This is a genomic window from Hadarchaeum sp. (SeqCode) (assembly GCF_038871235.1).
In the GTDB taxonomy this organism is placed as follows: domain Archaea; phylum Hadarchaeota; class Hadarchaeia; order Hadarchaeales; family Hadarchaeaceae; genus Hadarchaeum.
The window spans coordinates 75,781-88,839 of record NZ_JAVZIN010000003.1; the positions used below are offsets into that span (position 1 = coordinate 75,781).

Genomic DNA, 13,059 nt, shown 5'->3' on the forward strand with positions numbered 1-13,059 from the left:
CGCACCGATGTTTGAGAAGCTCAAGCAGAAGCTGAAGCAGGTAAAGGAGCGCATAACTAAAAAAATAGCTCCTGAGCCGATGGGCGAGGAAACTCCTGAGATCACAGCAGGGACCCAGCCGGAAGCTTTGTCCGTGGAGGAGGTCAAGCCTGAAATTAAACTTGAGATCAGCGCAGAGGAGCGGGTTAGGCTTGAAGTACCTGAGAAGAAACCAGTGGTCGAGGTCAAGCGTAAAGTCCCTGAAATAGAAGCGGAGAGGAAACCGGTTGGGAAAGTCAAGGCAGGAGTTATCCTTCCTGAGAAGCCAAAGCGTGGTTTTATCAGGGCGGTCAAGCGAGTGGCCGGCCGGGAGCTGACGGCTAAGGATATTGATGATATTCTCTGGGAGCTCCAGGTGGCCATGCTTGAGAGCGATGTTGCCGTGCCAGTCGCCGACCAGATAGTTGAGCGGGTGAAGATGGGTCTGGTGGGAAAGAGGGTGGGCATTAGAGCTGACTTGAAAAAAATGGCCGATGAGGTTCTCAGTGATGCCATAAAGGAAGTGCTAAGGAGCGAGCATGAGGTCGATTTAATCAAGATAATTAAGGAGAAGAGGGCGAAGGGTGATCCGGCGGTGTTGGTGTTTGTGGGCATCAATGGTCATGGTAAGACGACTACCATTGCCAAGCTGGCCAGATATCTTACCAAGCGTGGCTTCAAGGTGGTCCTCGCTGCGGGCGACACCTTCCGAGCGGCAGGCATAGAGCAGCTTGAGATACATGCCAAGCGCTTGGGGGTGGACATAGTAAAGCAGAGAAGAGGAGCCGACTCCGCCGCTGTGGCTTACGATGCGATAGAGCACGCAAGAGCTCGGAACCTTGATGTGGTGCTGGTGGACACCGCTGGAAGAATGCAGACTGATGTCAATCTGATGGATGAGATGAAGAAGATCGTGAGGGTGGCCAAGCCCGATGCAGTTATTTTTGTCGGTGATGCCCTCACCGGAAATGACGCGGTGGAACAGGCTAGGTCCTTTGATCAGGCGGTTGGCATCACCGGGACCATCCTATGCAAGATGGACGCCGACGCTCGGGGGGGCGCAGCTCTCTCGATAACCCAAGTTACTGGCAAGCCCATCTTGTTTTTAGGTACCGGGCAGGGGTACGATGACTTGGTGGAATTCAAGCCGGAGATAATCCTCAATGCATTGTTTGGTGATTGATTTTCTGCTTTCGGAGTGGTATTTAATCTACTAAGGGTTCAAGACTATTTATCCCCATTTAGGCCAACAAATTTAATCCCCACTGCTGGTACCTTGTATCTTCCGGTCAGTTTGATGAGAAGGGCCGTCACCGGTTCCACTAGCCGGCTGTTGCAGAGGCGACCTCCGTCGATGGCCCGCAGATTAGCGATTTTTTCCACATAGCTCATGGTCTGACGTCTGGCTTGGGCATCGTCACCGCAGACCACGGTATCTCCCTCGATGGGGCGGTCAATTCTCTGTAGTTCTTGAGCGCCGATCGTTTGAAGTGCCGAGCAGACTCGCACCCTATCTCCAACCAACTTGGCGACGGTTTCGGCGGCAGAACCGGCCGGAGGTGAGTAGCAGGTGAGCAGGCCTTCGGTCAGCTTGAGCGGCACCATGGCGCTCAGCATTATTTTATCCATGGAGAGGGCTGGCGCCACCTCCTCCAGTATCTTTTCACACCCCTCAAAGGGAACACTCATAACGATGAAATCGGCACTCCTCGTCGCTTCCAAGTTGGTTTCGCCAAGGATGGTTTTGCCTACTTTCAAGCTCAGTTCTTGGGCAATCCTTTCGGCTTTTTCTTTCGATCGTGATCCGATAATTACCTTTTCGCCCGCCATCGCCCAGCGCATGGCAAGGCCTTGTCCTAGATCTCCGGTTCCTCCTAAGATGGCGATCATAGCATCAGCAAAATCATTTTCTCTCGGTCTTGAAAAGGCTTGTTGTTTAGGTAGAGGATTTACGTGATAATCGACTCGATTTTTACCTGTGGGACAATTATCATGTAAGTGGCAGATTACCCAGGGGAAAGTTAAATACCCGAATAAAATTTAATTATAATCGGCACGAATGATGTCAAGACATCGTCTGAGCAAGGCGATGATAAGAATGATGGGCGGACTGACGTGCTTTAAATTCCATAAGTAATTACTCGAGCACCATGGCCGCAGTACTTCAACTGTCGGCAACTTCTACAGAGCGCATAAAGAGCTTCTAGGTCACCCCGTTTGCCCAGCTCGATTGCCGGGTCGCAGGCGTCGGTTCTGAACTCCTTGCCCGTTCCAAAGGCGACAAGCGTCAGCGTTTTGACGATGCCCTCGATGGTGTGGATTTTCTCGGGTATCACTTTGACCAGCTTTTCAAAAGAGTCGGTTTCCACCTTGGCCACAATGGCATACGGTCCGGCCACCGTGTAAGCTTCCGCAACCTCATCTACATTTAACAATCTGTTCAGGACGTCATCAATCCGCCCCAGCTTTGTCTCCACAAGGACGAAGGCAACTGGCATTTTTACCCCTACTCAAAGGCGAACATGGTCAAAGTGTTTTTGACCCCATCCACCAGCTGGATCTTTCTAGTTACGGCTTCAGCGACTTTTTCGAACTTATCCGCCTGTAGCTTTACCACGATGTCGTGAGGACCGGCTACGGTGTAGGCCTCGACAACACCCTCTGTTCGTCTGAGCTGACCTAGGATTTCGCGGATTTTGCCCACATCGGCGTCAATTAAAACAAATGCTACGGGCATGTTTTTTATCACCTCATACTTTGGGTATCTTGGCGATGGCTTCCTTGACCAGCTTTTCCGGATACTCATAGTCGACCAGCTTGCCGCGCAGGAAGGCGTCGTAGGCCGCTAGGTCGAAGTGCCCGTGCCCGCTGTTGTTGAAAAGTATCACCCTTTCCTCCCCAGTCTCCCTGCATCTCAATGCTTCATCTACCACTCCCTTTATAGCATGTGAGGTTTCAGGGGCAGGTATAAAGCCCTCCGTTTCCGCGAAGAGCTTGGCTGCGTTGAAAACTTCCGTTTGATGATAGGCTGCGGCCTCCATGTATCCTTCATGGGTGAGCTTGCAGAGAAGTGGGGCATCTCCATGATATCTCAAACCACCGGCATGGATTGGGGGTGGCACGAAACAGTGGCCCAGTGTGTACATCTTCAACAACGGAGTCATCGCCGCCGTGTCACCGAAGTCGTACATGTAGGGTCCTTTGGTCAGAGTAGGGCAGGCTTTAGGTTCACAGGATACCGCTCGCAGTTCAGGTTTTTTCCCGGTTAGTTTATCGGCGAGAAACGGGAAGACAAGTCCGGAGAAATTGCTACCTCCGCCGACGCAACCGAAGATCACGTCGGGATAATCGCCGGCCAGTTCAAGTTGTTTTTTGGCTTCAAGACCGATAACTGTTTGATGCAATAGCACATGGTTAAGCACGCTACCTAAGGAATACTTAGTATCGTCGTGAGTAGCAGCGTCCTCGATGGCCTCAGAAATCGCGATCCCCAAACTTCCCGGGTTGTTTGGGTCTTCCTTCAAGACCCTTCGACCGTACTCCGTTCTGTTGCTGGGACTGGGGACGCATTCAGCCCCCCAAGTTTCCATCAAGATGCGGCGATAGGGTTTCTGGTCGTAGCTGACCCGAACCATGTACACAGTGCATTTGAGCCCGAAGAGCATCGTGCCAAAGGCCAGTGCACTCCCCCATTGCCCAGCCCCAGTTTCTGTGGCCAGCCTCTGCACCCCCTCTTTCATGTTGTAATAGGCTTGAGCAACCGCGGTGTTCGGCTTATGGCTTCCAGGTGGGCTGACTCCCTCCCACTTGTAGTAAATTCTCGCAGGAGTCTTCAGCGCCTTCTCGAGCCGGAGTGCCCGGTAGAGGGGTGTTGGGCGCCAGATTCGGTATACGTCCCTGACTTCTTCAGGAATTGGTATCCAGCGTTCTTGGCTCACCTCTTGCTTTATCAGCTCCATGGGGAAGATCCGGGCCAAATCTTGGGGCCCGATCGGTTCCTTGGTCGCCGGGTTGATTGGCGGGTCCAAGGGGGATGGCAGATCCGCTTGGATGTTGTACCAAGCCTTAGGAATCTCTTCTTCATCCAGAAGGTATTTCATCTGCTTCATTTTTTCGACCACCTCTAATATTACCGTGCCCTTTATAAGCTTTGTGCTATTAAGTTCATCAAGGTACAAAATGATACAAACACTAATTCAGCTGCCAATAGGGTTCATCATCGGGCTCTCCGGTTCGCTAATCCCTGGACCGCTTCTGGCCTACACCATGGCGAAATCGCCAGCGTACGGTGCCCGCACGGGGCCGCTGGCTGTGGCTGGGCACGTTTTGGTGGAGCTGGCAATCCTTTCCCTGATTGCACTGGGCTTGGATGTCATCCTCCAGGCGAGTGCCTTTCAGCTGGGCTTCGGTCTCTTTGGAGGCGTGATGTTAATAATTCTGGGTCTCGATGGAGTTTCCAAGTTGCGGAACAGCCCGGCTCCCAAGAAAATGGTGGCCACCAAACACCATCCAGTTCTCGGCGGCATTCTCTACAGCACCCTCTTGAATCCCACCGTCATCTTCTGGTGGGCTACTATTGGGGTGGCCACTATCATGGAGGCCTATTTGGTTGCCTCCTTGGCCGGGGTCACCCTCTGGTTGATCGGTCACTTTTTTTCTGATCTGACGTGGTTCTCGCTGGTTTCGGTTTCGGTGGTGAAGGGTAAGAAAGTGATTGGGGTCCGGGGCTACCGGGCAATCCTGCTCTTCTGCACACTGCTGCTACTTGTCCTGGGAGTCTATTTCATTATCAAGTACGGCCAGCAACTGTTTTAGAACCTCCAGCGTTTTGGTGCCTGTTCCGGTTTTTTTCAATTTCAGCAAATCTTCCGGTTCGTCTACATCGAAGGATACCGTAGTTGACCGGTAGATGTGGGGCTTAATCCCAGCGCGCACCGCTTCGGCCAAGTGCTGGGGAAAGCTTTCTCCACCGAACTTTGGGTCCATGAGATCTGGTGGCCTGATAAATAACGCGTTAGTTCCATTTGCCTTTGAGGGGGCGATGACCACATCGCGTTCGGCGGTTGCCATGGCGACGATGTTCTCGATGTCAACAGTCCTGATTAGTGGTAGATCTCCTGGGAGCAACAGCACAGCCTTGGCCCCGGAGGCGACAGCGTGGGACATCGCCAGTTGAAAAGCCCCGTTAAGATCGAGTCCTGGATCCTTAACACCCTCGGCATGCCTGGCTTGGGCGAAGCCAAGCACTTCGTTGTCAGGGGAAACGACAGCTGTTTTGAATATTGATGGTGCTTCACCAATCGCGTGAAGCATGTCGGCTAGCATAGCTAGGACTAAACTACGGCGGGTCACTTGGTCCAAAACTCGAGCAAGGCTGGACTTCGCCTCGTCCAGATGCTTTACCGGAATGATGGCCCAGATGCTCATGATAGCAGGCATATTTATGTTGTTCCTGTTTTATGGTTCTGTCGAGGTGGTGCCCCGTGTCTTTTAAAAGGGAGATCAGCTACTCTCGCAACGTCTTTTTACCTGTGACCAACCTCTGTCGTAATCGTTGCTTTTACTGCGGCTTCAGGAAGGATCCTGGTGATGGCGCGTGGTTCATGTCACCTGAGGAGGTCTTGCAGTTGGCTAGGTTGGGCAAGAGGGCTGGCTGCACTGAGGCCCTGATTACCCTTGGCGAACACCCTGAGGTTTACCCGCTAGCGAGAGAAAAGCTGGACGAACTTGGTTATCGCACTACTGTGGATTATCTTGTTGACCTCTGCAAGCAGATACTTGAAATCGGACTACTACCCCACACTAACGCCGGAGTCCTGAAGCCGTCGGAATTGCAGCGCCTGCGTCGGTACAATGCCAGCATGGGATTGATGCTCGAGACCACTGCTCATCTCCCTGCCCACTCGATGAGCCCGGGCAAGGAACCGAAGCTGAGGCTGGCGACCATCGAAGCCGCGGGAAAACTGAACATACCCTTTACCACAGGCTTATTGGTAGGAATTGGTGAGGGTCCTGACGACCGCCTTCAATCCCTTTTGGAGATTAAGAAGCTCCATGAGAGATACAGGCATATCCAGGAGATAATCATCCAGCCATTTGATCCCAAGCCAGGCACATTGATGCAGTCGTGGCAGTCCCCGGATGAGAAAACCCTATTGACCACGGTGGCCCTAGCTCGAGCTACTCTCACCGACGTTAGCGTTCAGGTGCCCCCCAATCTATTGAGCTTAAATGGATCAGTAGCGCAGCCGGGGGGCCCTGAGTTCAACGCGGCCGTTTCTAGGGCGATCTCGGCCGGTGCCTCTGATTTTGGCGGCATTTCGCCAGTAACCCCAGATTTCATCAACTTTGATCATCCCTGGCCTAGTTTAGCCCAGCTTCGTGCCGCCATAGCGTCTGCTGGCCGCATACCTAGGGAGAGGTTACCCATCTACCCACGCTTCATAAATGAGGAGAGGTTTATGTCAAGTGAGGTGAAGAAGCTTGTCCTTGAGCTTGCCGATGAGGAAGGCTATCGTGCTGAAGCGGTCTAGATTTTGGGAGTTGCTACAGCGCGCGATGGCCGGTGAGGAGCTAAGCGCGGAAGAAGGAGCGCTGCTCCTGAAGGCCGAGGGCAAGAAACTGCAGGCACTAATTCAAACTGCTGACGAAGTGAGAAGGCGCAGAGTCGGAGATATAGTCACCTATGTAAAGAACCGAAACATAAACTTCACCAATGTGTGCATAGGAAGCTGTAAGTTCTGCGCTTTTCGTCGCAATCCTGAAGACCCTCAAGCTTACGTACTTTCACCAGAACAAATTGAGTCGAAGGTCAATGAGGCGCTCGAGGCGAATGTCACTGAAATCTGCATCCAAGGTGGGTTGCATCCCGATTTTGGTTTAGAAGACTACCTTGAGATTATTCAAACGGTGAAAAAGACGGCCCCCGGAATACATGTCCACGCCTTTTCGCCCGCGGAGATCAACTACATCGCTGAGAAGGAGGACATGGGATTGGAGGAGGTGATCGTTAGACTCAAGGAAGCAGGGTTGGATTCGGTTCCCGGGACAGCAGCTGAGATTTTAGTTGATAGGGTTCGTTCGATAATCTGTCCCGAGAAAATTTCCACGGAACAATGGATCAAAACGATCAAGGCCTGTCACCGCTTGGGACTGCCTACAACCGCAACGATGATGTATGGGCATGTGGAGACGCCCCTAGAGCAGGCACGGCACATTTCCATCATCCGGGAGATCCAGAAAGAGACCCATGGCTTCACCGAGTTTGTTTTGTTGGGGTTCGTCTCTCGAAACACCCTCCTGGGCCGAGAATTTAATTTGAGACCATATCCTGACTTGGTCCATAGTTTGCGCCTGCATGCGGTGGCTAGGCTGATGCTCGCTGGCTACATTGACAACATTCAGACCTCGTGGGTGAAACTTGGACCTAGAGGTGCCCAGCTCATGCTCAAGGCAGGTGCAAACGATTTGGGTGGGACGCTCATGGAGGAGAACATAACAAAAGCCGCCGGCGGGAGCCTATGCAGCATGACCGCAGCGCAGCTAGAACACCTGATTCTGGAAATAGGTCGGATACCGCGGCAGCGGACCACAACTTATGATTTAATTTAACTCACTTTCAGCCTGACCGAAATTTAGCTTTGATTCCGGCGAATGTTAAGACCGATCGCGCCAGTTTAACTCTGGAAGGAAGGTCTGGCATCAGCAGATCAGTGGAAAATACCGCTATACCAAGATCTTCGATCTTAGGCCTCAGTGTTTCGTCCCTTCTGTCAATAACCAGCCCGCTGATGAAATCACAGTAGTATTGTGCCACACCCAGTGGGCTGATTTCATAGCCTAGCCCTCTCATTAGGGCTCCGGCCGGTCCGCTTACCGGGGAACCACCAATGATCGGTGAAACAGCAATGACTTTTTCTCGTAATTTTTTTAGGGCCGACCTGATCTCTCTAATTGCCACGATGGGTCCAATGCTGGTCACTGGATTGCTGGGGCCGATGATGATGGCCTCGCCGTCTTCTATTGCCTCTAGGACCCCTGGCGCGGCCCGGGCCAATTCAGCACCATCAAAAAGGACGGATTTCACCCGGTCCTGAGCCCGCCTAGCGACCCAGAACTCGTGGAAGGTCATGGTCCCGACTTCAGTATGAATCCGCGTGGTAACTCTATCATCAGACATGGGCATGACGTTGGCGAGGACATCAAACCTTCTGCAGAGTTCTCTTGTAACGGCGGAGAGCGGTTCTCCCGTTTTCAAGAGGATGGTGCGGAGTTGTTTAACTTTGCGGTCAAGATCCCCAATGCGGAGCAGCTCTGATTTCCCCTCTTGCTTGAGCTTTTCATGCTCCTCAAACGTGTCTTCTCTTAATCCATACCATGTTTCCTCGTTGACCACACCGGCGAGCGTGTACATGACAGTATCAATGTCCGGCGAGACATAAAGGCCGGAAATTTCTAGGTCCTCTCCGGTGTTAACGATGATGGACAAGTTTTCCTGACCCACAAGATGAACTAGGCCTTGGAGTAGCTTGGGAGTACCGGTTCCCCCGGACAATACCGTCAGCAACTCATCACCTAAAAAGATCCAGTTCGGGCGCCCGGATCACTTCACAAATAGTCCCGTTGCCTTTTTCGTATTTTGCTCCCTTGATCAGCACGGCGGGAATGCCTTCGTTCGATTCCCCCATTATCATGACAGCTGCAGCCGCCAGCGAATCTGCGGGACAGGTAACGGTTACCTTTAGTTCCTTTCCGTACAGATCCCGCCAGCCGCGCATGTCCAACAGAGGTTTCATACCTGCGACGCCTATGGCCAGACCGATGCAGCCACAGCGAAAGGGTCTTCCCTGAGTGTCGGTTATGATTACCGCGATGTCAACGCCCAGCCTTTTTTTGACGGTTTCCCTGATTTTGGCAGCGCTGGCGTCAGGGTCGCTGGGCAATACCGTCACGTGTTCATGGTCAACATTGGAGCGGTCCACGCCCGCGTTAGCGCAGACGAAACCTTGCTTGGTCCTCGTAATTATCACGTGGCCCAACCTTACAATCTCTGAAGACTGCTGGAGGATGACCTCGACCATGCGCGGATCTTTATCGATTTTTTTCGCGATCTCAATAGCTCGTGGGCTGGGCGTGATGGTGCGCAGGTCGACGATTTCTCCCTCAGCCTTTGAGATTATTGTCTGGGCCACGGCTAGCACATCTCCATCCTCAATTCTTAAGTGTTGTTTTTCCGCCGCCGCTACTATCAGTTCACCAATATCGTCGCCACGTTTTACCATCGGGATACCAATTATCGCGAAAAGCTGCACACTTAACACCGATGGGGATTATTAGTGTGAATGGTTTAAATCAGATGGTGGTGGGCATGAAGTTCGGAGTGGAATTCGTCCCCTATCTCAACTTGGGCACCATGGTGGCTCTGGCGAAGGAGGTTGAGCAGCTAGGGTTCCAGCAGATCTGGGTCTGCGATCACTACCACAACCGTTACGTGCATTCGGTCCTAGCCCAGCTGGCACTAGAGACGCGCCGGGTTCAACTGGGTCCCGGAGTGACCAACCCCTATCTGGCCCATCCAGCGGTAACGGCGGCCGCGGTGGCCACGCTTAATGAGATGTCAAAAGGCCGGGCGCTTCTTGGGATGTCTTCCGGAGATCCCTTTTTTTTGGAGACGGTGGGGATAGAGCAGACCAAGCCACTCACCAGCGTTCGTGAAGCCGTATTCATAATCAGAAAGCTGTTTGCTGGGGAGAAGGTGGACTTTGAGGGCGAGTGCTTTACCTGTCGGGGGGCCAGGCTTAGGTTCAAACCGCTGAATCGAATCCCGATTTATGTTGGTGGCCGAAGGAGAAAGATGCTTAGGCTGGCGGGTGAAGTTGCCGACGGTGCCCTCATTAACGCTTCTCATCCGGTAGATATCGAGGACTCGGTTAAAAGCATTAAGGAAGGTTTAAGGCAAAGAGTGAGCCACATTAATGATTTTGACTTTGTAGCCTACATGGCGGTCTCGGTTGACAACGATGAAAGAAGGGCTCGTGATGCGGCCCGGGGTGTGGTTGCCTTTGTGGCTTCATCAGCCCCGGAGGATTCCTTATCTCACCGGGCAATTTCTGCTGAGGATGTGGAGGAGGTGAGGAGATATCTGCGCCGAGGTGAGCTGGCAAAAGCAAGAGAGGCGGTGACTGACGAGATGTTGGATGAATTTTCGGTGTGCGGAAAGGCCGACAATTTGGTCGACCGCGTCTTGGAACTGGAGAAAATTGGAGTCACTAGAGTGGTAATCGGTTCTCCGATAGGGCCAGATCCGCTCAAATCGCTGAAGCTGGTGGCGGAAAAACTTTTGGATCAGGGTTGATCTCAGGATTGCCCAGATTCGGCAGATATCAATCGCAGAACTTTCTAGAGAGCATTTTTACTTCATCTAGAAACTTGATGATTGAATTATCGGTAATTCGATAGAATATCTTTTTACCCTCCCGCCGAGTATTCACGATTTTACACTTTCTCATTTCCCGGAGGTGGTGTGAGACCAAGGATTGTTCAAGCTTGGTTTCATTCACGATGTCGTAAACGCATCGCTCTCCCTTTTTTAATAAATGTAAAATTTCAAGCCGCGTTTTATCACTGACGCATTTCAGGAGCTTTAGTTGTTCGTCTGTTCCCATTCTAACACCATTTCTAAATCAAATTTGGCTGCCTTAAAAAAGCAAGTTTCTAGTCAAAGTAGGCCCGAGTTTGTTTGCAGAGCCAGACCAGAAAGAGCATCAGAGGAACCTCAGTTAGGACCCCGACCACCGTGGCCAGCGCAGCTCCTGATTGTACTCCAAACAAGGTAATCGCTACTGCGACGGCAACTTCAAAATGGTTGCTGCCGGCGATTATCGCCACCGGGGCAGCGTCTTCGTAGGAGAGATGGATCCTTTTGGAGATTATGTAAGGAATCGCGAAGATGATGAGAATATTGGCGAAGATGCCGATGGTTATCATGCCGATTATTATTGGAATGGCGAGGAGAAGTTGTCCCTGATAGGAGAAGAGCACGACTAGGGTGATCAGGAGGGCAGCGATGGCGATCTTGCCGAGTGGCGGTATAAGTTTTTTCTGGAACCAGTCGAGTCCCTTTCTTTCAATCGCTATTTTTCTTGTGTAGTAACCGGCTACGAGCGGGGTGACGATATATATAGTGACGGTCAGGGCGATGGTGGCCCACGGTACGACGATGCCCGAGATTCCAAGCAGAAAAGTTGCCAGTGGGGCGTAGAGGACAACCATAGTCAGGGAGTTTATCGCTGTCATCACCAACGTGTGAGCGACATTTGCCTTGGCTAGATAGCTCCACATCAAAACCATCGCCGTGCATGGAGCCACTCCGAGCAGTATCATGCCGGCCCGGTATTGCTGGATTTGTTCGGGTGTCAGAAACTGGCCGAAGACAATGCTGAGGAAAAACCAGGCAAAGAAGGCCATCGTGAAGGGTTTTATCGCCCAGTTCATGAAAAGTGTGAGACCTACTGGTTTTGGTGACCTGATGGCTTTCTTAACCTCTTTGAAGTCAATCTGGACCATGATGGGATAGATCATGAAAAACAGACAGACGGCTATGGGTATGGAAACTTGGGCGACCTCGAATTCAGCTAGGATTTGCGAAATCTGGGGAAAAGTTCTTCCCAAGAGTATGCCAACTACAATGCAGAGTGTCACCCACAGAGTAAGATATTTCTCCCATAGGCTGAGCTTTCTTTCCACTTTCATGATATTACCATCATATGAATTTATATTCATAATAGTTCGTGATCTATATAAGGGTGTTGTCGGTCGAGAGGTTGGCTCTAAAGGGCGGGAAAGGAAGTAAGGATTAACTTTCGATATCCTTCAATACTTTTCTCCCAAGGTTGGTCAGCCTGTAGATTAAAAAGTTTCTTTCCTTCCGAAACTCCACGAGTCCGGCATCTTTCAGTATCTTTAAGTGGTAGGAGAGCTTGGAATATTTTATTTTCATCAGATTGACGAAAACACAAACACATAACTCGTTGATCCCTAAGGCCCGCAGGATACGCAGTCGGGTAGGATGCGATATTGCCTGCAAAAATTTTAGGGTTTTTTTGGTCTCGGCTTCCACAATATCTCTTACTTTTTCCAGCACATCTGCGGAAATACTGTAGTCCGGTGGAAGCTTAGAACTTAGCCGTTCAAGTGATTTGTCCCGCATGATTTCACTAGATTAATGTTGGCACTGAATAATAAATTGTTTTATAATCCGGCTTCCTTCAGAGCATTTTCCAAAGTTTCCATGCTCGGAGCCAGACCAATGATTCTGATGTCGTGATCGATAACTATGGCAGGAGTTCTCTCTATCCCATATTCCTTGACCTTTTCATTCATGCCCTCATAGATTTTTATTTCGACTCGGTCCCCGTACTTCTCAGAAATTTCGCGCATCATCTTTTTAACCATTCTTCCTCCAGAACAGGGGGGAAGTGAAGCAAATACCTCTACGAGTACTTTCATACTCCAGCCTCCCAAAGAGCAGTTTTCAATGTCTTCTCACTCGGACAAACACCCATTATTTTTATCTTTTCTTCAACGACTACTGCAGGAACAACGGTTATGCCGTACTTTGTGAATTCGTCACAAGGTCCGATGTGTTTTATGACCTCGACCTTATCGCCGTATTCCGCTTTTATCCTGTCAGCGAGTTCAAGAAGTTTCAAACATCCGGGGCAGGGAGGTTCGGCGGTGAAAACTTCCAATTTTACCATTTCATGCACCCTTTCTGATTTTTTCGATGGCGCGCTTGATCTCTTCTTTGGTTGGGACGCCACCAACCTTTACAATTGTTTTGTCAATTACCACTGTAGGCGTCATCATAACGCCCATTTTTGCAGCCTCTTCTGATAAGGCATCTTCTTTAGTCACTTCTATGTCAGTATAGCCTAGTTCCTCCACCGTTTCTCTTACCACCTTTTCTGCCGCTTTGCACTTCATACAGGGGGGCACTGTGCCAAAAATTCTTATTCTCATCAAACCACCATTTCAATTTTA

General features: G+C 51.0%; 18 protein-coding genes. 5 read left to right on the plus strand and 13 right to left on the minus strand.

Annotation, left to right across the window (positions count from 1 at the left end; translation table 11 throughout):
• The first annotated feature begins 7 nt into the window (after positions 1–7).
• Positions 8–1,201: a signal recognition particle-docking protein FtsY gene (ftsY, locus tag QXT02_RS02120; RefSeq protein ID WP_342811672.1), complete on the plus strand. Its 1,194-nt coding sequence runs from the start codon at positions 8–10 to the stop codon at positions 1,199–1,201.
• 44 nt (positions 1,202–1,245) lie between these two features.
• Here ftsY and npdG read toward each other — a convergent pair whose 3' ends face one another.
• The 4 genes from npdG to QXT02_RS02140 all read right to left on the minus strand — a co-directional run bounded on the left by npdG (position 1,246) and on the right by QXT02_RS02140 (position 4,127).
• Positions 1,246–1,908 (minus strand): NADPH-dependent F420 reductase, encoded by a 663-nt coding sequence (npdG, locus tag QXT02_RS02125; protein ID WP_342811673.1) that lies wholly within the window; start codon positions 1,906–1,908, stop codon positions 1,246–1,248.
• 230 nt (positions 1,909–2,138) lie between these two features.
• A complete protein-coding gene (locus QXT02_RS02130) occupies positions 2,139–2,516 on the minus strand; it encodes an Lrp/AsnC ligand binding domain-containing protein (RefSeq protein ID WP_342811674.1) in 378 nt (125 codons plus the stop codon).
• Between the two features lie 8 nt (positions 2,517–2,524).
• The gene (locus QXT02_RS02135) at positions 2,525–2,755 is read right to left on the minus strand and encodes an Lrp/AsnC ligand binding domain-containing protein (RefSeq protein ID WP_342811675.1); all 231 of its coding nucleotides are present in this window, start codon (positions 2,753–2,755) and stop codon (positions 2,525–2,527) included.
• 13 nt (positions 2,756–2,768) lie between these two features.
• Positions 2,769–4,127, minus strand: a complete 1,359-nt coding sequence (locus QXT02_RS02140; protein ID WP_342811676.1) for a TrpB-like pyridoxal phosphate-dependent enzyme — start codon at positions 4,125–4,127, stop codon at positions 2,769–2,771.
• Between the two features lie 70 nt (positions 4,128–4,197).
• On the opposite strand from QXT02_RS02140, the gene QXT02_RS02145 reads away from it, so the two are divergent.
• Positions 4,198–4,833, plus strand: a complete 636-nt coding sequence (locus QXT02_RS02145) for a LysE family transporter (RefSeq protein ID WP_342811677.1) — start codon at positions 4,198–4,200, stop codon at positions 4,831–4,833.
• On the opposite strand, the gene cofC is transcribed toward QXT02_RS02145, so the two are convergent.
• Positions 4,780–5,445 (minus strand): 2-phospho-L-lactate guanylyltransferase, encoded by a 666-nt coding sequence (gene cofC / locus QXT02_RS02150; RefSeq protein ID WP_342811678.1) that lies wholly within the window; start codon positions 5,443–5,445, stop codon positions 4,780–4,782. The genes QXT02_RS02145 and cofC overlap by 54 nt on opposite strands.
• 56 nt (positions 5,446–5,501) lie before the next feature.
• On the opposite strand from cofC, the gene cofG reads away from it, so the two are divergent.
• Together cofG and cofH are read left to right on the plus strand one after the other, a co-directional pair.
• Positions 5,502–6,551: a 7,8-didemethyl-8-hydroxy-5-deazariboflavin synthase subunit CofG gene (gene cofG, locus QXT02_RS02155; RefSeq protein ID WP_342811679.1), complete on the plus strand. Its 1,050-nt coding sequence runs from the start codon at positions 5,502–5,504 to the stop codon at positions 6,549–6,551.
• Positions 6,502–7,629: a 7,8-didemethyl-8-hydroxy-5-deazariboflavin synthase subunit CofH gene (gene cofH, locus QXT02_RS02160; RefSeq protein ID WP_342811680.1), complete on the plus strand. Its 1,128-nt coding sequence runs from the start codon at positions 6,502–6,504 to the stop codon at positions 7,627–7,629. The genes cofG and cofH overlap by 50 nt, the downstream gene beginning before the upstream one ends.
• Before the next feature lie 7 nt (positions 7,630–7,636).
• On the opposite strand, the gene cofD is transcribed toward cofH, so the two are convergent.
• Together cofD and cofE are read right to left on the minus strand one after the other, a co-directional pair.
• Positions 7,637–8,584, minus strand: coding sequence for a 2-phospho-L-lactate transferase (cofD, locus tag QXT02_RS02165; RefSeq protein WP_342811681.1), 948 nt, complete (start codon positions 8,582–8,584; stop codon positions 7,637–7,639).
• Between the two features lie 4 nt (positions 8,585–8,588).
• A complete protein-coding gene (cofE, locus tag QXT02_RS02170) occupies positions 8,589–9,338 on the minus strand; it encodes a coenzyme F420-0:L-glutamate ligase (protein WP_342811682.1) in 750 nt (249 codons plus the stop codon).
• Between the two features lie 47 nt (positions 9,339–9,385).
• Between cofE and QXT02_RS02175 the strand changes: the two genes are divergently transcribed.
• Entirely contained in the window at positions 9,386–10,372 is a 987-nt protein-coding gene (locus tag QXT02_RS02175) for a 5,10-methylenetetrahydromethanopterin reductase (RefSeq protein WP_342811683.1), read from the plus strand.
• 28 nt (positions 10,373–10,400) lie between these two features.
• On the opposite strand, the gene QXT02_RS02180 is transcribed toward QXT02_RS02175, so the two are convergent.
• The 6 genes from QXT02_RS02180 to QXT02_RS02205 all read right to left on the minus strand — a co-directional run bounded on the left by QXT02_RS02180 (position 10,401) and on the right by QXT02_RS02205 (position 13,038).
• Entirely contained in the window at positions 10,401–10,682 is a 282-nt protein-coding gene (locus QXT02_RS02180) for a metalloregulator ArsR/SmtB family transcription factor (protein ID WP_342811684.1), read from the minus strand.
• A gap of 49 nt (positions 10,683–10,731) precedes the next feature.
• Positions 10,732–11,769 carry an ACR3 family arsenite efflux transporter gene (arsB, locus tag QXT02_RS02185; RefSeq protein ID WP_342811685.1) on the minus strand — a complete coding sequence of 346 codons (1,038 nt, stop codon included), beginning with the start codon at positions 11,767–11,769 and terminating at the stop codon, positions 10,732–10,734.
• Between the two features lie 103 nt (positions 11,770–11,872).
• On the minus strand, positions 11,873–12,226 hold the full coding sequence (locus tag QXT02_RS02190) for a metalloregulator ArsR/SmtB family transcription factor (protein WP_342811686.1): 354 nt from the start codon (positions 12,224–12,226) through the stop codon (positions 11,873–11,875).
• A 41-nt stretch (positions 12,227–12,267) separates the two neighbouring features.
• Positions 12,268–12,525 carry a thioredoxin family protein gene (locus tag QXT02_RS02195; RefSeq protein ID WP_342811687.1) on the minus strand — a complete coding sequence of 86 codons (258 nt, stop codon included), beginning with the start codon at positions 12,523–12,525 and terminating at the stop codon, positions 12,268–12,270.
• Positions 12,522–12,776, minus strand: a complete 255-nt coding sequence (locus tag QXT02_RS02200) for a thioredoxin family protein (protein WP_342811688.1) — start codon at positions 12,774–12,776, stop codon at positions 12,522–12,524. Before QXT02_RS02200 ends, QXT02_RS02195 begins: the two co-directional genes overlap by 4 nt.
• 1 nt (position 12,777) lies before the next feature.
• Positions 12,778–13,038 carry a thioredoxin family protein gene (locus QXT02_RS02205; protein WP_342811689.1) on the minus strand — a complete coding sequence of 87 codons (261 nt, stop codon included), beginning with the start codon at positions 13,036–13,038 and terminating at the stop codon, positions 12,778–12,780.
• Between the last annotated feature and the right edge of the window lie 21 nt (positions 13,039–13,059).